A 17614-nucleotide genomic window follows, 5' to 3' on the forward strand; every position below is an offset into this window, starting at 1 on the left:
TGCGGACTTGCGGACACGCGGAGGGCGCCGGAGGCCGAACGGCACCGGTCCGCTCGTGATCGTACCGAGCGGACCGGTGCCGCGGGGGGACCTCGGCCCGGGACCTCGGGCCCCGGGGCCTCGGGTCGTCAGGACCTCAGGACCTCAGGACCTCAGGGCCTCAGGCGCCGAGCCAGAGGTCCGGGCCGAACACCTCGTAGTGGATGTCCGCCGCCGGGACGCCCGCGGTCAGCAGCTGCTCGCGGACGGCGCGCAGGAACGGGAGCGGCCCGCACAGGTAGGCGGTGGTGCCGACCGGGACCTCGACGGTGGAGAGGTCCACCAGGCCGGTGCGCTCGGCCGGCCACTCGCCGAGCGGCTGCTCGTAGAAGACGTGCGAGGTGGCGTTCGGCAGCGTGCCGGTGAGCCGTGCCAGCTCGGCCCGGAAGGCGTGGCTCAGCTGGTCGCGGTCGCCGTGCACGGAGACGATCCGCCGGGTGGAGCCGGTGGTGGCCAGGTGGTCGAGCATGGCGGTCATCGGGGTGTTGCCGATGCCGGCGGAGGCGAGCAGCACCGGCCCGTCGCCGTCGGCCAGCGCGATGTCGCCCAGCGGGGGCGCCAGGTCGATCGGGTCGCCGGCCTTCAGGTGGTCGTGCAGGTGGCCGGAGACCTCGCCGCCGTCCTCGCGCTTGACGCTGAAGCGCAGCGCGCCGTCGGCGCCGCCGGAGAGGCTGTACTGGCGGATCTGGTGGGCGCCGTCGGCCAGTTCGGTGCGCACGGAGACGTACTGGCCGGGGCGGAAGGCGGGCACCGGACGGCCGTCGGCCGGGCGGACCAGGTAGGTGGTGACGGCCTCGGTCTCCTGGACGCGGGCGACCACGGTGTAGGGGCGCCACAGGTCGGCCGGGTCGCCGCCGGCGGCGACCTCGGCGCGCAGCCGGTCCTCGACGGCGATCAGCGCGTTGGCCATCAGCCAGTAGACCTCGTCCCAGGCGGCGGCGACCTCGGGGGTGACGGCCTCGCCGAGCACCTCCACGATGGCGGCGAACAGGTGCTCGTGGACGATCTTGTACTGGTCGTCGGCGATGCCGACGGAGACGTGCTTGTGGGCGATGCGGGCGAGCATCGCGTCCGGCCGCTGGTCCGGGTTGGCGATCAGGGCGGTGGCGAAGGCGGCTATCGAGCCGGCCAGGGCCTCGCGCTGGCTGCCGTTGGCCTGGTTGCCCCGGTTGAAGAGGTCGCGCAGCAGCTCCGGGTGAGCGGCGAACATCCGGTCGTAGAAGCGCGGGGTGATGTCCCCGATGGCGGCGCCCACGACGGGCAGGGTGGCCTCGATGACCTCGGCGGACTTCGCGGACAGCATCAGACGACTCCTTATTGGTATCTGAGATTCGCATTAAAGGCCGCAAGAAGGTGCGCGGCCCCGGGTGGGCTGATCAGCCGGTGGGTCCGGCGGTGTCAGGGGGTCCGGTGGTGAGGCTGAGCAGGACCGGTCCGGTGGGGGAGGCCACCAGGTCGGCGACGGAGAGGTGGTCGAGCGCCGCGAAGAACGCCTCCTGGGCGTTCCGCAGCGCCCCGCGCAGCCGGCACGCGGCCCGCAGCGGGCACGGCGGGTCGTCCTCGCAGCCGACCACGTCGCCGACCCCCTCCAGCTCCCGCAGCAGCAGTCCGATCGAGCCGGTGCGCCCGGCGAAGGTGAGCATCAGCCCGCCGCCGCGACCGCGCCGGGCCTCCACCACCCCCAGGTGCTGCAGCCGGCTGACCACCTTCGCCGCGTGGGTGTACGGCACACCGACCGACTCGGCCACCTCGCGGGTGGTCGGGTTGTCGCCCTCGCCCAGGACGGCCAGTCGCATGGCGATCCGCAGGGCGATGTCGGTGCTCTTGGTCAGCCTCACGTTTGGAACGCTACCGAATACGACTCTCCAACTCCAATTTTCTGCACGACTCCGACCGAGACCGTGGTCACGTTGCCCCCGGGGAGGCGGATGCCGGGCCTGGCTGTGCCGCGCTGCGATCGGATCTGAACATTTGGCGACATTAGTAGTCACTCCCTGACGGAAAGTCAGAGAGGCTCCTACGCTTCCCCCTGCTCCGAACACCACCACATCCGCACCACCCGTACGTGCCGAGCAGCTGGAGAGATCCATGAGAACACCCCGTGCATCCCGTGCACCCCGCATACCCCGCGCATTCCGTGCCCGGACGGCCGTGGCCGCGACAGTCGCGACCACGGCCGCACTGCTGTCGCTGCCCGCGACGGCCGAGGCCGTCACGCCGCCGCCGGCCGTCGCCGCGCACGTGGCGGTGGCGCCCTACCCGGCGGGCGTCGCGCTGACGCCGGACGGCGGCCACGCCTACGTGACCAGCCAGAGCAGCGGCGCCGTCAGCGTGCTGGACACCGCGACCAACACCGTGTCCGGCACCTTCACCGCCGGGAGCGGCTCCTACGCCGTCGCCGTGTCGCGCGACGGGCACCGGGCCTACCTGACGCACCACCTGGACAACACCGTCAGCGTCGTGGACACCGCGACCAACGCCGTCACCGCGACCGTCCCGGTCGGCGCCCAGCCCTGGGGCCTCGCCCTCGCGCCGGACGGCTCCCGGGCCTACGTGAGCAACGCCGCCGCCAACACGGTGAGCGTGCTGGACACGTCGTCCGGCACCGTGACCGCGACCGTGCCGGTCGGCGCCGAACCGCACGGGCTGGCCGTCTCCGCGGACGGCGCGCGGCTGTACGTCGCCGCCTCCGGGGACAAGGCCGTCACCGTGGTCGACACCGCGAGCGGCACGGTGAGCGGCACCGTCGCGGTCGGCCACGGAGCCTTCGGGCTCGCGCTCAGCCCGGACGGCACCCGGCTGTGGGCCGCCGACGGCGACGACGGCACCGCCGCGGTGATCGACACCGCGGCCGGCACGGTCCTCGGCACCGTCGCGGTCGGCTCCGGCCCCTACGCCGTGACCCTCTCCCCGGACGGCGCGGCGGTCTACGTCTCCAACTACGCCGACAGCACCCTGAGCGTGGTGGACACCGCGAGCCGGACGGTCACCGCGACCGTCCCGGTGGGCGCCGCCCCGTACAGCCTGGCCCTGACCGCCGACGGGCGGCACGGCTACCTCGCCGACTTCACCGGCAACACCGTCGACGTGGTGGACTTCCCGCTGCCGGTGCCGGACGTGACCGCGATCAGCCCGAACGGCGGCTCCGGGACGGGCGGCACCACGGTGACCGTCACCGGCACCGACCTGGCCGGCGCCACCGCCGTGACCTTCGGCGCGGCCGGCGCCGCGGCCTCGTTCAGCTGCACCCGGACCAGCTGCACCGCGACCGCCCCCGCGACCGCCGTCACCGGGCCGGTGGACGTGCGGGTCACCGGGCCCGGCGGCACCAGCGCGGCCGTCGCCGCCGACCGCTTCACCTACACCGCCCCCGCCGCCCACCTGGGCGTCGCGCTCACCGCGACCCCGGTGGCCGGGCTGCTCTCCAGCCGGGTCGACTACACCGTCACCCTCACCGGCCAGGGCCCCGACCCGGTCGCCGCGGCCACCGTCACCGCCGACCTGCCCGCCGGACTGACCACGACCTCCGGCGACTGCACCGTCGCCGCCGGGAAGCTCAGCTGCGCGCTGACCGCGCCACTGGCCAAGGGTGCGAGCACCACCCGGCACTTCTCGGTCGGGGTCGGCCTGTTCTCGCTGCTCCGCAGCTGGGACGTCACCGTGGCCCGCACCGCCGGGGCGCCCGCCGACCCGTCGCCCGCCACCAGCCGGGCCACCCGCAGCTGCTCCGCGATCCTGGGGCTGCTGATCACCTGCAAGTAGCGCCCGCCGCACACGGGCAGCCGCACCGGGCCCCGCCGAGATCCTTCGGCGGGGCCCGGTGCGCGAAAGTCCTGGACGAAGTGTCCGACCCGGACGTACAGTCCGATCATGTCTGCGGAAAACCCCGACCCACGCGTGCCGACCTGGTCCCCGGTCTGCCGCGCCGTGGCCCTGCTGCTCGGCCCGTACGCCGAGGTGGTGCTGCACGACACCGCCACCGACCGGGTCCTCGCCATCTGGAACCCGATGACCCCGCGGGCCCCCGGCGACCCCTCGCTGCTCGGCGAACTGGACGGGATCGACCCCTCCGCCCCCGACGTCTACGGCCCCTACGAGAAGCTGCTGCCCGACGGCCGGCGCCTCTCCTCGGTCAGCGCCGTGCTGCGCGACGAGACCGGAAAGCCGACGGCGGTGCTCTGCGTCAACCTCGACCGCGGCCCGCTGGAGCAGGCCGCCGCCCTGCTGGCCGGCTTCGCCGCCCCCACCGCGCCGCGCCCCGAACCGCTCTTCGAGCGCGACTGGACCGAGCGGATCAACGACGTGGTCGGCGGGTACGTCCGCGACCGGGGCCGCCCCTTGGAACGGTTCACCCGCGAGGACCGGCTCGCCGTCCTGACCGAACTCGACCGGGCCGGGGTGTTCGCCGTCCGGCGCGCCGTCCCGGTCGTCGCCACCGCGCTTCGGATCTCCCGTTCCACCGCGTACAGCCTGCTCGCCGAGCTCAAGCAGCACCCGGCGGGCCCCGCCAAGGAGTACCACCAGTGACCCAGCTCCCCGACTTCCGGCTCGAAACCCACTTCTCGCGCTGGGAGTTCACCGCCCGGTACCACCTCACCGCCTCCGACGCGCAGACCATGACGATGGCCGAACTGCTCGTCCTGGCCGGTCCCGAGGACCGCGAGGCCTGGGACACCCTGGCCCTCGGCTACACCGAGACCTTCGGCGACCCCGGGCTGCGCCGCGCCGTCGCCGGGATGTACGAGCTGGTCGGCGAGGACGACGTGATCTGCTTCGGCGGCGCCCAGGAGGGGCTCAACCTCGCCATGCAGGTGCTGCTCGAACCGGGCGACCACGCGGTGGTGCTGACCCCCAACTACCAGTCCGCCGAGACCGTTCCGCTCTCGCTGTGCGAGGTCACCGGCGTCGCGCTGGACGCGGAGCGGGACTGGGCGCTGGACCTGGACGCGGTCGAGGCGGCGCTGCGCCCCAACACCAGGGTGCTGTCGGTCAACTTCCCGAACAACCCGACCGGCAAGGTGATCGACGCCGCCGACTTCGTCCGGCTGGCCGAGCTCTGCGACGAGCGAGGCATCCGGCTCTTCTCGGACGAGGTCTACCGCGGCCTGGAGCACGACCGGGCCCGCGCCCTGCCGCAGGCCGCCGACCTCTCCGAGCGGGCCCTGTCGCTCAACGTCACTTCCAAGTCGCTCGGCCTGCCCGGCCTGCGGATCGGCTGGATCGCCTGCCGGGACCGGGAACTGCGTTCGCGCCTGGAGCGGGCCAAGCACTACACCACGATCTGCAACTCGGCGCCGAGCGAGGTGCTGGCCCGGATCGCGATCACCGCCCGCGAGCACATCCTGGCCCGCAACCGCGCGATCATCGCCGAGAACCTGCCGCGGTTCGACGCCTTCTTCGCCGAGTTCGCCGACCTCTTCGAGTGGCGCGCGCCGGACGGCGGCTGCGTCGCCTACCCGCGCTACCGGGGCCCGGGCGACGTGGCGGAGTTCTGCACCGCCCTGGTCGAACAGGCGGGCGTGCTGCTGCTGCCCGCCGGCATCTTCCGCTCGGAGCTGACCCCGACCCCGGCCGACCGCTTCCGGATCGGCCTCGGCCGCCGCGACCCGGGCCCCGGCCTGGCGGCCTTCGGCGACTGGCTCCGCAAGCGCTGAGGCGCACCCGGGGCGGACCCGGTGCGGACGCGAAGCGGCCGGGGCGCCGGCCGCCGAGGGGAGTCGGCGGCCGGCACCCCGGCCCGTCAGGGGTGCCGCCCGGGAGTGGTCAGAGCTTCTGCCAGGCCGGCTTGGCCGCGTAGGTGTCGCGGAAGTAGTCGGCGAGCTTGAGGCGGGAGGCGGCCGCCTCGTCCACCACCACGGTGGCGTGCGGGTGCAGCTGGAGCGCCGAGGCGGGGACGACCGCGGACAGCGGGCCCTCGACGGCGAGCGCGACGGCCTCGGCCTTGGCCTCGCCGGTGGCGAGCAGCACCAGGTGGCGGGCCTCCAGGATGGTGCCGATGCCCTGGGTGATGACGTGGTGCGGGACCTCGTCGATGCTGTCGAAGAAGCGGGCGTTGTCCACCCGGGTCTGCCGGGTGAGGGTCTTGATCCGGGTCCGGGAGGAGAGCGAGGAGCAGGGCTCGTTGAAGCCGATGTGGCCGTCCGTGCCGATGCCGAGCAGCTGGAGGTCGACGCCGCCGGCCTCGGCCAGCGCGCGGTCGTAGGCGACGGCCGCCGCGGCGATGTCGGACGCGTTGCCGTCCGGGCCCAGGAAGGAGTCCTCGGTCAGGCCGAGCGGCTCCACGACCTCGCGCAGCACCACCGACCGGTACGACTCGGGGTGGCCGGCGGGCAGGCCGACGTACTCGTCCAGCTGGCAGATGCGCGCCTCGGCGGCGTCCAGCCGGCCGTCGCGGACCCGCTCGGCCAGGGCCTGGTAGATCGGCAGCGGGGTCGAGCCGGTCGCCACGCCGAGCAGGGCGTCGGGCTTGTCGGTCAGCAGATCGGTGATCGCCGCGGCGATGAGGTCGCCGGCCGCACGGGCGTCAGGGACGATCACGATTTCCATACTGGGTCCACCGTTCTGAGGCGAGTCTGAGGTCTAGACCTCCGAGGTCTAGACCAGTTTGCCGTGAAGGGGTGCCCCAGGTCCACCCGGGTCCGACTGGCGGGCGATCTTCCGCCCCTGCCCGTTCTGCCAGGTGGGAACGGCCGGGGCCGGCCGTCGGGGGATGTCCCGACGGCCGGCCCGGCGTTCGTGTCCTCTACGGCTTCCCGCTCACCGGTCGTCCGGACGGCTGCCCGGTCGTACGGACGGCGTGGGGCGGGCGGGTGCGGCGCCTCGGCGGCCCCGCGGTCAGAACGGGTTGGTACAGGTGGTGACCTGCTGGGCGACGTCCAGCGCGGGGCCGGCGGTCGCGCAGATCACGCGGGGGCCGGTGGCGGTCACCCGGGGGGTGACCGCCTCGGCGGAGCCGAACCGCACGGTGGTCGCGGTGGCGACCGTCTTCCACGGGCTGCCCCAGGCGGCCTGGGTGCGGATCTCGACCCGAACCAGCGTCAACTGGCCCCGGTCGGCGCTGACCCGGGCGACGCCCACGATGCCCTCGCCGTCGGCCTGGTGCGAGACGCAGGGCCGGTTGAGCACCGCGGCGCAGGCCGCGCCGTCGGTGCCGGACGTCGCCGTGGCCGCTGTGGCCGGGGCCGCCGACAGGCCGGCTATCCCTGCCGCCGCCATGACCACAGCTGCGATCCGAGCGCGCATGATGCGAACCTCCTTGGAAATTAAGGGAATCTCACTCCTTGAGATGAGTCTTGCACACATTGTGAACTCGGCGTGTGTGCGTTGCGTCACACTCATGGTGACGGTTCAACTACATCCTGCAACCATTCGCCACCCGTTCAGCACACGGACAACTCCAGTCCTGACGGACGATCAGTTCATCGGGAAACGGCGGGTGACGTCGGCAACCCGCGCACGGCCCGGCGGGGTTGGCGGTGCCCCGGTGCTCCGCTCACCCGTCCGGGTGGCGGGTTGCCCCCGGGGTGAATCGGACGGATACCATCGGCCCGATCCCACGGAGGTGCCGCGTCGACACGGTCATCGTGCAACTTCCAGGCCCGGGGCCCGAGGTGGCACCCGGTGAAACCCCCGGCCTGCTGCGGATGGGCCCGGGCGAGACCGCGGTGTTCGGGCGCGGGGAGCCCGGCCGGCCGGTCCCCATCCCGCTGCCCGACCAGGGCGTCTCCCGCCGGGCGGGAGAGGTGGTCGCGGCCGAGGACTACTGGCGGCTGTCCAACTTCAGCACCTCGGCCACCTACGTGGTGGAGAACCTGGAGGGCGCGGGGGAGCACGTCAAGGTCGCGCCCGGCCGGATCGGCGCGCCCGTCCCGTTCGAACTCTCCCGGGTGCTGCTGCCCGCCCTCGGCGGGCCCGCCGCCTTCAAGGTCTTCGCCCCGCAGCACGCCTACCTCGACGGCCGGCCCGGCGGCGCCGAGGGCGAGCGCACCGTCAGCCCGTTCGCCCTGGACCCGACCGCCAAGTACTTCCTGGTCCTGCTCGCGCTCTGCGAGCCCAGACTGCGCTCGCCCTCCGCCGCGGCCGTCCCCGGGGTGACCGAGGTGCTCGCCCGGCTGCGCGCCCTGCCCGGCTGCGGCGGACTGAGCCGCTCGGCGGTCAACTACCACATCGACTACCTGGTGGCGACCAAGCTGCGGCTGCGCGAGCCGTACGAGGAGGGCCCCGGCGGCGGAAAGCGCGAGGAACTGGTGGCGCTGGCGCTGAGGTTCGACCTCGTCCGGGAGGAGCACCTCGCACTGCTCCCGCCCCGGCGCCCGGCCGCCCGGCCGTGACGCCCGGTGCCCCGCCCGGGTCGGAGCCCGTGACGCCCGGGGGCGGGACCGCTGACCCGTCCGCCGCCCCGCCCGGGCCGGAGTCCGAGCCGCCCGGCGGCGGGACCGCGCCCGGTGGCCCGCCGTTCGCCGTCCCGGCGGGCTATCCGATCGCCGGCTACCGCCTCGGTGCCTTCCTCGGCGCGGGCGCCTGGGGCAGCGTGCACGCCGCCGAGGGCCCCGACGGCGGCCCGGCCGCCGTCAAGATCCTCGGCGCGGCCCGGTTCAGCCCCGGCCAGCGCCGGACCGTGGCCCGGATGGCCCGCAGCGAGCAGCGCTTCAGCCGCCGCGCCGACCATCCCCACCTGATCCGCACCTTCGCCGTGGCCACCGTCGAGGACCCGGACCACCCGGCGCTCGACGGCGCCGTCGCCCTGGTGATGGAACGCGCCGCCCGCAGCCTCCAGGACCTGCTGGCCGAGGCCCGCCCCGGTACGGCGGTGCCCGGCGCCGAACGCATCCTGACCGAGGTCTGCGCCGGGCTGACCCACATGCACCGGGCCGGCTGGGTGCACGGGGACCTGAAACCGGCCAATGTCCTGCTGATGCCCGACGGCACCGCCAAGATCGCCGACTTCGGCCTCACCGCCGAGCTGGAGGGCACCCACGCCTACGCCCCTCCGCTCGGCTCGCCCGACCACGTCCCGCCCGAGTGGTGGTCCGAGCGCACCGGCGCCCGCGGCGTCGCCGTGCGCCCCAGCGCCGACGTCTGGGCCTTCGGCGTGATCGCCCACCAGCTGCTCACCGGCGGCCTGCACCCCTTCCTCGGCGCGACCGCCCGGGCCCGCTCACTGGCCGGCCAGGCGTACGCGCGGGGCGCCGCGCCGCTGCGGCTGGACGAGGCGCTGCCGGCGCGCTGGCGGCCCGTGGTCACCGCCTGCCTGGCCCCCGGGCGGGAGGAGCGGACCCGGACCGGGCTGGCCCTGCTGGTCGCCCGGGCCGCCGCCCCGCCGGGCCGGCGCCGGCGCGCCGCCGTCCGGGCCGGCGCGGGCCTGCTGGCCTGCGGGCTCGCCGTCCTCGCGCTGACCGGCGGACCGGAGCCGGGCGGGCCGGGCGCCGCCCACCGCGCGGTGCCCCCGCTGCCCGGTGCGATCCCGGCCGGCTCGGACGTCCCGCCGGCCTACCGGGGAATGATCGAGACCGCGGCGCGGCGCTGCCCCGAGCCGGAGGTCACCCCGGTGCTGCTGGCCGCCATGCTGAGGGCCGAGAGCGGCTTCGACCCGAACGCGGCCCGCCCGGAGACCGGCGAGTACGGCATCGCGATGTGGACGCCCTCGGTCTTCGAGGCCTGGGGCAAGGCCGCCACCCACCCCGGCGCCAAGTCGTACTGGGACCCGGGCGACGCGATCGCCGCGATGGGCAACTACGTCTGCTGGCTCGACCAGCAGATAAAGCACCGCGGCCTCACCCGCGACCTGCCCGCCCTGGTCGCGGCGGCCTACCGCACCAGCGACAAGAGCGTGGTGGCCGCCGGGGGCGTGCCGGAGGGGGTGCGGCGCCATGTCGACAAAGTGCTTCAGTACCTTCGCGACTACGGAGGGTAATGGCGCGAAAGGGGATGAGTTATGCCACATCCCTACGAATCCCGGCGCGGGTACCCGGGTGACGGGCCTCCGGTCTGGGATCCTCGGCGGCATGATCACGAAGCTCCGCGCGGCCGTCGCGCAATGGACCGTCGTCGTTCCGGTGGTGTCGTTCCTCGTCCTCGCCCTGACCTGGCACAAGGAACTGCCCGGCTGGGTGGTGGCGGTGGTCGCCTGCTTCCTGGTGGGCGCCGTACTGTCCGCCGTGCACCACGCCGAGGTCATCGCACACTGGTCGGGGGAGCCGTTCGGGTCACTGGTCCTCGCGGTGGCGGTCACCGTGATCGAGGTCGCGCTGATCGTGACGCTGATGGCCGACGGCGGGGACAAGTCCTCCACGCTGGCCCGGGACACCGTCTTCGCCGCCGTGATGATCACCTGCAACGGCATCCTCGGACTGTCCATCGTGGTCGCCGCCGTCAAGTACCGGACCGCGGTGTTCAACGCCGAGGGCACCGGCGCCGCGGTCGCCTGCATCGCCACCCTCGCGACCCTCAGCCTCGTGCTGCCGACCTTCACCACCAGCTCGCCCGGCCCGCAGTTCTCCACCACCCAGCTCACCTTCGCGGCCACCGCCTCACTGGTGGTGTACGGGCTGTTCGTGGCCACCCAGACCGTCCGGCACCGGGACTACTTCCTGCCCGTCACCCCCGAGGGCCGGGTGCTGGACGAGGAGGAGCACGCCTCCCCGCCGACCGTCCGGGCCGCCGGGATCAGCCTGCTGCTGCTCGCCGTCGCCCTGGTGGCGGTGGTGGGCCTGGCCAAGGGCGTGTCGCCGACCATCGAGAAGGCGGTGGACGACGCCGGGCTCCCGCACGCGGTCGTCGGCGTGGTGATCGCCCTGATGGTGCTGCTGCCGGAGACCATCGCGGCGCTTCGCGCGGCCGTCCGCAACCGGGTGCAGACCAGCCTCAACCTCGCCCTCGGCTCGGCGCTCGCCAGCATCGGCCTGACCATCCCGGCGGTCGCGATCGCCTCCAGCTGGCTCTCCGGCCCCCTCGTCCTCGGCCTCGACCCGGCGCACATGGTGCTGCTGACCCTGACGATCATCCTGCTCACCCTGACGGTCATCCCGCGCCGGGCGACCCCGCTCCAGGGCGCGGTGCACCTGGCGGTGCTGGCGGGGTACGTGGTGCTGGCGTTGAACCCGTGAGGGCCCGCCGTCCGTAGTCCGGAGTGGAAGCCCCTGGCCCGTTCCCCCGTGCGGCCAGGGGCTTCCGGCGTTCCCGGGGCCGGACCGCGCGGACCGCGTGGGCCCGGTGCGGCTGGTGTGGCCAGCAGGGCCGGCGGGGCTGGCGGGGCCGTGGGTGAACCCGGGGAGCGGCGGCGGCCGTGGTACCGGGTGAGGGTCCCTGGGCCGCCCCCGTGGCCGGGGCCCCTCGTCGAATCCGGTGCGACCGCCGGTGAACCCCCTGGCCAGGGGGTGCGCACCGTGGAACGACAAGGAGCCCCTGGTCCCGCAGCTGCTCGCGGGCCAGGGGCTCAGTGGCGCCGCGGCCCGGCCGCGGCGCCCCGCAGGTACTCGATCACCCGCTCGTCATGGTGCCGTGCGGCCCGTGCGGCCCGAGCGGTCGACTCCGCTCCCCGGTCCGGTGGGTGAACCCGGACGGCCGTGGTGGCCGGTATTGACCGGTTCGCGGCGGCGGCCTGCGTGTCGGGGCGGCGGGCGGGTGCCGGGGTTCTCTATCGTCCGTCCGGAACCGCCCAGTCCGAGGAATCCGTCGCGAGTACAGCCGATCCGACCCGTGGGAGAGTGCGATGCCCGGCCCAGAGCAGACCGTCCGACCCGAGCGGACCGTCCGGCCCGAGGAGACCGACAGGGACGAGGAGGCCGTCCGGGCCGCGGAGAGCGCCGACGTCATCGTGGTCGGCGCCGGACCGGCGGGCTCCACCGCCGCCGCCCACCTCGCCCGGACCGGGCTGGACGTCCTGCTGCTGGAGAAATCCGCCTTCCCGCGCGAGAAGGTCTGCGGCGACGGCCTCACCCCGCGCGCCGTGAAGCAGCTGACCGACCTCGGCATCGACGTCTCCGAGGACGCCGGCTGGCTGCACAACCGGGGCCTGCGGCTGATCTCCGGGCGCCGCTCGCTGGAGTTCGACTGGCCCGAGCTCTCCGCCTACCCCGGGTACGGGCTGGTCCGGCGCCGTGCCGACTTCGACGAACTGCTCGCCCGCAAGGCCGCCTCGGCCGGTGCCCGGCTGGTCGAACGCGTCACTGTGACGGGCCCGCTGCTGGACGAGCGGACCGGCCGGATCACCGGCGTCACCGCCAGGTCGGGGGAGGAGCGCCTACCGGTCGCCTACCGGGCCCCGGTCGTGGTCGCCGCCGACGGCAACTCCACCCGGCTGTCGGTGGCGATGAAGCGCTACCGCCGTACCGACCGCGCGGTGGGCGTCGCGTACCGGACGTACTTCACCACCCCGCGCCACGACGACCGCTACCTGGAGGCCTGGCTCGACCTGCGCGACCCCGACGACCCGGCCCGGGGCCTGCTGCCCGGCTACGCCTGGGTGTTCGGCATGGGCGACGGCACCGCCAACGTCGGCCTCGGGGTCCTCGACACCGCCGGGACCGAGGCGGACTGGCGGGAACTGCTGCGCCGCTGGTGCGACGGCCTGCCCCCGGAGTACGGCTACACCCCCGACGGGGTCACCGAGCCGATCCGCGGCGCCGCCCTGCCGATGGGCCTCAACCGCCGGCCCCACTACGCCGACGGCCTGCTGCTGGTCGGCGACGCGGGCGGCACGGTCAGCCCGGGCACCGGCGAGGGCATCGCCTACGCGATGGAGTCCGGCCGGTTCGCCGCCGAGACCATCGTCCAGGCCCTCGCCCGCCGCACCGACCGCGGCCGCGAACTCGCCCTGCGCGCCTACCCGCAGGCGCTGCGCTCCGCGTACGCCGGCTACTTCGCGCTCGGCCGCCTGGCCGCCGACCTGCTGGGCCGCCCGAAGCTGCTCGGCGCGGCCGGGGCCGCCGGGCTCGGCCACCCGGCGCTGCTGAAGGTGGCGTTCCGGCTGATGGTCAACCTGACCGAGCCGAACTCCAAGGACGCCCTCGACCGGCTGCTCCACCTGCTCGGGCGGGTCGCCCCGGGGAAGTGACCCGGGGAGGCGACCCGGTGGCGCCGGACCGCCCATCCTCCTGGACGGGCGGCCCCGCTGTCCCGGATTCGGCGGAATCAGCGCAGTCGAACGAGCAGTCGTACGGATCATATTGACGAATGATCAGAAGATCCGATTGCCTGGTGTCGAACCAGCCACGGAGGGTGAGCACAATGCCCCTCCGTGGCTCCCTTTTCGACCGCTGACCCGTTCGACGGAGACACCGTGCGCCTTCGCCTTCGCCTGCTCGTCGCGCCGCTCGCCGCGGCCGCCGCCCTCACCGCCGTGAGCACCCCCGCCGCCCTCGCGGCCCCGGCGGCCACCCCCTCCGACCAGTGCTCCGCCGCCTTCCGCCACGACGACGCCCGCCTCGGCCCCGCCGACCTCCCGACCACCGGCCCGGTCGGCCGCCAGCTCGCCGGCTACCAGCGCACCGGCGGCGCGAGCGACCAGACCTTCCTGGCCCAGTACTACGACCCGGCCGGCAACGGCGGCAAGGGCGGCTGGATCTACCCGCCGGCCGACGGCTACGTCACCCTGCCCGACGGCAGCCCGATCGAGTTCGAGCTCACGCTGTACCCGAACCAGAACATCGACCGCTACGGCAGCGAGTACGGCGCCTACCTCGCCCCCGAGGGCCTGCCCTATGCCAACCGCGCGCTCCCGCCGCAGAGCCTGGACAGCAACCCGCCGGCTGCCTGCAACTACCACGACTACAAGGTGGTCAAGGCCTTCACGGTGCACGCCGGCCCGATCGCGCCGTGGTTCAACCAGCCCGGCTGGGGCCTCCAGTACCAGCTCGACGGCGCCCTGCTGCCCGGCGGCCCGGCCAGGCCGAACGTGCTCTGGCTGGTCGAGAACGGCTACCTGGCCCGGATCTGACCCGCTCCGGGCCCGGGAAATTCGCTGGCGGGCCCGGGGGTGCCGGGGATAGGAAGACGGGATGACCATCAGCGATCCCGCCACCGACCGGCGGGTCTTCCGCCCCGCCGTCCTCGACCTCGGCGACGCCCTGCTGCGCCCGTTCGGGCACGGCCTCGACGTGCCCGGCGGCATCGTGCCCGCCCTGGTCGCCGCCGCGGCCGACCCGGCCGTCGCCCGCTGGACCCCGCTCGGCGGCTCCGGCCCGGTCGACGCCGAGGCCTACCTCGACCGCTGCGAGGCCCGCTGGGCCGACGGCAGCGCGGCCCCCTTCGCCGTCGTCGACGCCGCCGACGGCCGCCTGTGCGGCAACGCCTACCTGGTGTGGACCAACCGGGACGACGGCGTCGTCATGGTCGGCTACTGGCTGCTCGCCGCCGCCCGCGGCCGGGGCCTGGCCACCCGGGCCGCCACCGCCGCCACCCGCTGGGCGGTGGAGCAGGCCGACGCCCGCCGCATCGAGCTCTACCACGCCGTCGGCAACGAGGACTCCTGCCGGGTCGCGGCGCGGGCCGGCTTCCCGTACGAGGGCACCCTGCGCGCCTCCTACACCTACGGCGGGGGCGTCTACACCGACGAGCACCTGCACGCCCGGCTGGCCTCCGACCCGTTCACGGACTGAGCACCACGCCCGCGGGCCCCGGCCGAGGCCCCGCCCGCGGGCCCCGGCCGAGGCCCCGCCCGCGGGCCCCGGCCGACCTAGGCCCTCTCTTTCGGATCACGCCAGGCGGTCGCCGCCGGAGCACGCACCTCGCCGGCTTGTCGTCGGTCGCCGATGCTCCGCATGGACTCCCTCCTCCGCACCGCCGATGCACGCACTCCAACGACGCCCACTGGTCCGACGTGATCCGAAAGAGAGGGCCTAGCGGGCTCAGCCCCGGACGGTGCCGCCGTGGAGCCCGAACGCGGGGACGGCAGCCTCGGTGAAGCGCTCCTCCTGCATGGTGGTCAGCCTCTGGACCACCAGGACGGCGAGGACGGCGGCCACCACCGACAGCAGGTCGGAGGCGATCAGCCAGCCGACGGCCTGCTGGTAGCCGTCCGCGTACTGCGCCGAGGCCGAGGAGAGGTACTGGGAGCCGACCCGGCCGGTCACGTTGGAGGCCCAGAAGGCGGCCCACCAGAGGTTGAGCAGCGTCTGCGGGAGCTGCGGGCGCACGCCAGAGGCGTCCGGCCGGGCACCGGCCTGCCAGATGTCGCCCGCGATCTGGCGGGGGAACCAGAGCGCGACCACGGGGGTGAACCAGGCGCCGATCGCCCAGCCGCGCTTGAACCGGTGCCCGCGCGGGTCGAAGACCTCGGCGTTCACCCGGACCCGATGGAACCAGGTGACGAACGTGACCGCGGACGCGGCCAGGGCCACCACCTGGAGGTAGCCGATGTTGTCGTAGAGCTGTGCCGTGTCCATCAGCGCGGATCCGTCGGTCTCGGCGCCGTTGGCGAGATCGCCGGCCTCCCCGTACAGGAGGAAGCCCGCACCGAGCGAGGCGAGGGTCGTGGCGGCACTCACGGCGAGCAGAACGGTGGCGACGGTGGCGCTCGATCTCGGCGAGCGGTACACGGCGGGCGAAGGCATCGGGGATCGGGCTCCAGGACTGGACCAATGTGACGGAGCGACACCCTAGGGCCAAACGATCACCTGCGGCCAGCCACTTTTCCGGACCGCCGGAAGGTTTCCCGGGGGTCCGGGCGCAGGCTGCGCGCGCGGCGGGGGAGCGACCTAACCTGGAAGGGAGCATTCGGTGCGTCGCCCGCGAACGGAAGCGGTGGTCATGACGGTGGTCTCGGCGGCTCTCTTCGGTACCGACTGGTGGCAGCCCACCCTGCCCGGCGGTGCCGAGTTGCTGCGCGAGTGCGCCGCCCGGGGGTGGACGGTGGTGCTGACCGGCCCCGGTCCCGCCGGGGCTCCGGCGCTCACCGTGGCCGATCCCGGGGGCGATCCGGTGAGAGCCGCGCTCGACCTGGTGGACGGCAGGCCCTGGCACGCCGTGGCCGTCGCCGGGAGCGTGCGCGAGGTACGGGCCGTGCGGCGGGCCGGGGTGCCGTGCGTCGCCCTGACGGCCGGCCGGGACACCGGCCCGGAGCTGCGGGCGGCGGGCGCGGCCGAGGTCCACCGCGACGCCGCCGCCCTGCTGGGCGTCCTGGACGACAGCCTGCTCGCCCGCCCCCGGGCCTTCGGGCCCGTCGGCGCCGGAACAGGCGGTGCCCGCAACGGTTAGTGCCGGCCCGTACCGGGCAACCCGCCGGGTGCGAGCACGTCACCGGAAGTGTCGGAGGTGACCGAGATGGACGGACCCGCGTTGAGCGGATGGGAGCGGCGGCTCCTCGAGGAGATCGAGTCCGATCTGCGGCAGGACGCACGGCTCGACCGGAAGCTGAGCACGATGGGCGCCAAAGCGCCGAGCCGGGTCCGGCGCGTGCTCCGCGGGGTCGGGCGCAGGGTCACGGCGGGGGTGACGCTGACCGCCCTGGTGATGACGGCGATCTGCTTCGGCGTGGGCGCCCGGACACCGGCCACCGCCGTACTGGTCGCGCTCGGGGTGGTCTGGGCGGCGACGGTGGGGGCCGCGGTCGCCGCCTCCGAACTGCTGCGCCGCCGGCGCGAGGCCCGCAGCGGTGTCGCACCGGCGGACCCGACGGAGTTCCGGGAACGCCGGGAGCGCCGCGAGCGGCGCCCCTGGGACCGGCCGGAGGCGTGACGCCATGACCACCGACCTGTGGGAGTACCGCCCGGGCTCCCATCCCGCCGCCGACCTCACGCTGGTCGGGTACGAGGTGCACGCCACCGACGGCCCGGTCGGCCGGGTCGAACAGGACGCCGGGGACCACCTGCTGGTCGACGCCGAGCCCTGGGTGCCGGGCGCCCGGGTGCTCGTCCCGGCCGGACTGGTCGCCCGGCTCGACCACCTCGACCGCGCCGTCCACCTCGACTGCCCGCGCGCCCGGCTCAGCACCGCTCCGCCCGTGGCCGTCGACCTGACCGCCCCGCACCCGGGCTGAGCGACTGCGCCATGGGCTGGCCGTCCACCACGCTCACCGGCCGGACGATCGCGTTCCTGGTCGCGCCGTACGGGGCCGAGCAGGTCGAACTGACCGACCCGTGGCAGGCGGTCGCCGAGTCCGGCGGCACCCCGCGGCTGCTGTCCACCGCCGAGGGGCGGGTCCGGACCGTCCGGCACCACGCCGAGGGCGACACCTTCGCCGTCGACGCCCTGGTCGCCGAGGCCGACCCGGCCGACTACGACGGGCTGGTCCTCCCCGGCGGCGTCGCCAACCCCGACCGGCTGCGCCTGGAGCGCCCGGCGGTCGACTTCGTGCACGCCTTCGGCGCCGCCGGCCGGCCGGTCGCGGCGATCTGCCACGCAGCCTGGACACTCATCGAGGCCGACGCCGTACGCGGCCGCACCCTCACCTCCTGGCCCAGCCTGCGCACCGACCTGGTCAACGCCGGCGCGCACTGGGTGGACGAGCCGGTGCACGTCTGCCACGACGGCCCCGGCCCGCTCGTCACCAGCCGCAGGCCCGCCGACCTGCCGCTGTTCGACGACGCCTTCGTCACGGAGTTCGCCCACGCGTCGGCGAAGCGCGGGACGTGAGCGC

18 protein-coding genes are annotated in these 17614 nt (G+C 74.6%); 13 read left to right on the forward strand and 5 right to left on the reverse strand.

Annotation, left to right across the window (positions count from 1 at the left end):
- Positions 1 to 160 precede the first annotated feature (160 nt).
- The gene (locus ACFVUY_RS24150; RefSeq protein WP_387733113.1) at positions 161 to 1342 is read right to left on the reverse strand and encodes a globin domain-containing protein; all 1182 of its coding nucleotides are present in this window, start codon (positions 1340 to 1342) and stop codon (positions 161 to 163) included.
- 73 nt (positions 1343 to 1415) lie between these two features.
- On the reverse strand, positions 1416 to 1877 hold the full coding sequence (locus ACFVUY_RS24155) for an RrF2 family transcriptional regulator (protein ID WP_387693872.1): 462 nt from the start codon (positions 1875 to 1877) through the stop codon (positions 1416 to 1418).
- A gap of 313 nt (positions 1878 to 2190) precedes the next feature.
- Between ACFVUY_RS24155 and ACFVUY_RS24160 the strand changes: the two genes are divergently transcribed.
- From ACFVUY_RS24160 to ACFVUY_RS24170, 3 genes are all read left to right on the forward strand, one after another.
- Positions 2191 to 3801, forward strand: coding sequence for a beta-propeller fold lactonase family protein (locus tag ACFVUY_RS24160; RefSeq protein WP_387733115.1), 1611 nt, complete (start codon positions 2191 to 2193; stop codon positions 3799 to 3801).
- A 108-nt stretch (positions 3802 to 3909) separates the two neighbouring features.
- On the forward strand, positions 3910 to 4566 hold the full coding sequence (locus ACFVUY_RS24165; RefSeq protein ID WP_387733117.1) for a transcriptional regulator: 657 nt from the start codon (positions 3910 to 3912) through the stop codon (positions 4564 to 4566).
- On the forward strand, positions 4563 to 5693 hold the full coding sequence (locus ACFVUY_RS24170; protein WP_387733119.1) for an aminotransferase class I/II-fold pyridoxal phosphate-dependent enzyme: 1131 nt from the start codon (positions 4563 to 4565) through the stop codon (positions 5691 to 5693). Before ACFVUY_RS24165 ends, ACFVUY_RS24170 begins: the two co-directional genes overlap by 4 nt.
- 109 nt (positions 5694 to 5802) lie before the next feature.
- Here the strand turns inward: ACFVUY_RS24170 and nagB are convergent, their stop codons facing one another.
- Together nagB and ACFVUY_RS24180 are read right to left on the reverse strand one after the other, a co-directional pair.
- Positions 5803 to 6585 carry a glucosamine-6-phosphate deaminase gene (nagB, locus tag ACFVUY_RS24175; RefSeq protein WP_359899350.1) on the reverse strand — a complete coding sequence of 261 codons (783 nt, stop codon included), beginning with the start codon at positions 6583 to 6585 and terminating at the stop codon, positions 5803 to 5805.
- A 288-nt stretch (positions 6586 to 6873) separates the two neighbouring features.
- Complete coding sequence (locus tag ACFVUY_RS24180) at positions 6874 to 7281, reverse strand: hypothetical protein (RefSeq protein WP_387693876.1); 408 nt, start codon at positions 7279 to 7281, stop codon at positions 6874 to 6876.
- Between the two features lie 308 nt (positions 7282 to 7589).
- Between ACFVUY_RS24180 and ACFVUY_RS24185 the strand changes: the two genes are divergently transcribed.
- From ACFVUY_RS24185 to ACFVUY_RS24210, 6 genes are all read left to right on the forward strand, one after another.
- The gene (locus ACFVUY_RS24185; protein WP_387733346.1) at positions 7590 to 8369 is read left to right on the forward strand and encodes a serine/threonine protein kinase; all 780 of its coding nucleotides are present in this window, start codon (positions 7590 to 7592) and stop codon (positions 8367 to 8369) included.
- A gap of 29 nt (positions 8370 to 8398) precedes the next feature.
- Complete coding sequence (locus tag ACFVUY_RS24190; protein WP_387733122.1) at positions 8399 to 9952, forward strand: protein kinase; 1554 nt, start codon at positions 8399 to 8401, stop codon at positions 9950 to 9952.
- Between the two features lie 91 nt (positions 9953 to 10043).
- Complete coding sequence (locus tag ACFVUY_RS24195; RefSeq protein ID WP_387694669.1) at positions 10044 to 11144, forward strand: calcium:proton antiporter; 1101 nt, start codon at positions 10044 to 10046, stop codon at positions 11142 to 11144.
- Between the two features lie 605 nt (positions 11145 to 11749).
- A complete protein-coding gene (locus ACFVUY_RS24200; protein ID WP_387733125.1) occupies positions 11750 to 13093 on the forward strand; it encodes a geranylgeranyl reductase family protein in 1344 nt (447 codons plus the stop codon).
- A gap of 225 nt (positions 13094 to 13318) precedes the next feature.
- The gene (locus ACFVUY_RS24205; protein ID WP_387694671.1) at positions 13319 to 13975 is read left to right on the forward strand and encodes a TNT domain-containing protein; all 657 of its coding nucleotides are present in this window, start codon (positions 13319 to 13321) and stop codon (positions 13973 to 13975) included.
- Positions 13976 to 14036: 61 nt separating this feature from the next.
- Positions 14037 to 14636, forward strand: coding sequence for a GNAT family N-acetyltransferase (locus ACFVUY_RS24210; RefSeq protein ID WP_387733127.1), 600 nt, complete (start codon positions 14037 to 14039; stop codon positions 14634 to 14636).
- A 249-nt stretch (positions 14637 to 14885) separates the two neighbouring features.
- Here ACFVUY_RS24210 and ACFVUY_RS24215 read toward each other — a convergent pair whose 3' ends face one another.
- Complete coding sequence (locus ACFVUY_RS24215; protein WP_387694673.1) at positions 14886 to 15590, reverse strand: DUF4328 domain-containing protein; 705 nt, start codon at positions 15588 to 15590, stop codon at positions 14886 to 14888.
- Between the two features lie 166 nt (positions 15591 to 15756).
- Here ACFVUY_RS24215 and ACFVUY_RS24220 point away from each other — a divergent pair, with 166 nt between their 5' ends.
- From ACFVUY_RS24220 to ACFVUY_RS24235, 4 genes are all read left to right on the forward strand, one after another.
- Entirely contained in the window at positions 15757 to 16233 is a 477-nt protein-coding gene (locus ACFVUY_RS24220; protein WP_387733130.1) for an HAD family hydrolase, read from the forward strand.
- Between the two features lie 66 nt (positions 16234 to 16299).
- A complete protein-coding gene (locus ACFVUY_RS24225; protein ID WP_387694675.1) occupies positions 16300 to 16713 on the forward strand; it encodes a hypothetical protein in 414 nt (137 codons plus the stop codon).
- Positions 16714 to 16717: 4 nt separating this feature from the next.
- Positions 16718 to 17014, forward strand: a complete 297-nt coding sequence (locus ACFVUY_RS24230) for a PRC-barrel domain containing protein (protein WP_387733133.1) — start codon at positions 16718 to 16720, stop codon at positions 17012 to 17014.
- Positions 17015 to 17025: 11 nt separating this feature from the next.
- Complete coding sequence (locus tag ACFVUY_RS24235) at positions 17026 to 17610, forward strand: type 1 glutamine amidotransferase domain-containing protein (protein ID WP_387694677.1); 585 nt, start codon at positions 17026 to 17028, stop codon at positions 17608 to 17610.
- Positions 17611 to 17614: the final 4 nt, after the last annotated feature.

Origin of the sequence: Kitasatospora sp. NPDC058063, assembly GCF_042885395.1 — a bacterium.
Lineage (GTDB): Bacteria > Actinomycetota > Actinomycetes > Streptomycetales > Streptomycetaceae > Kitasatospora > Kitasatospora lactacystinica.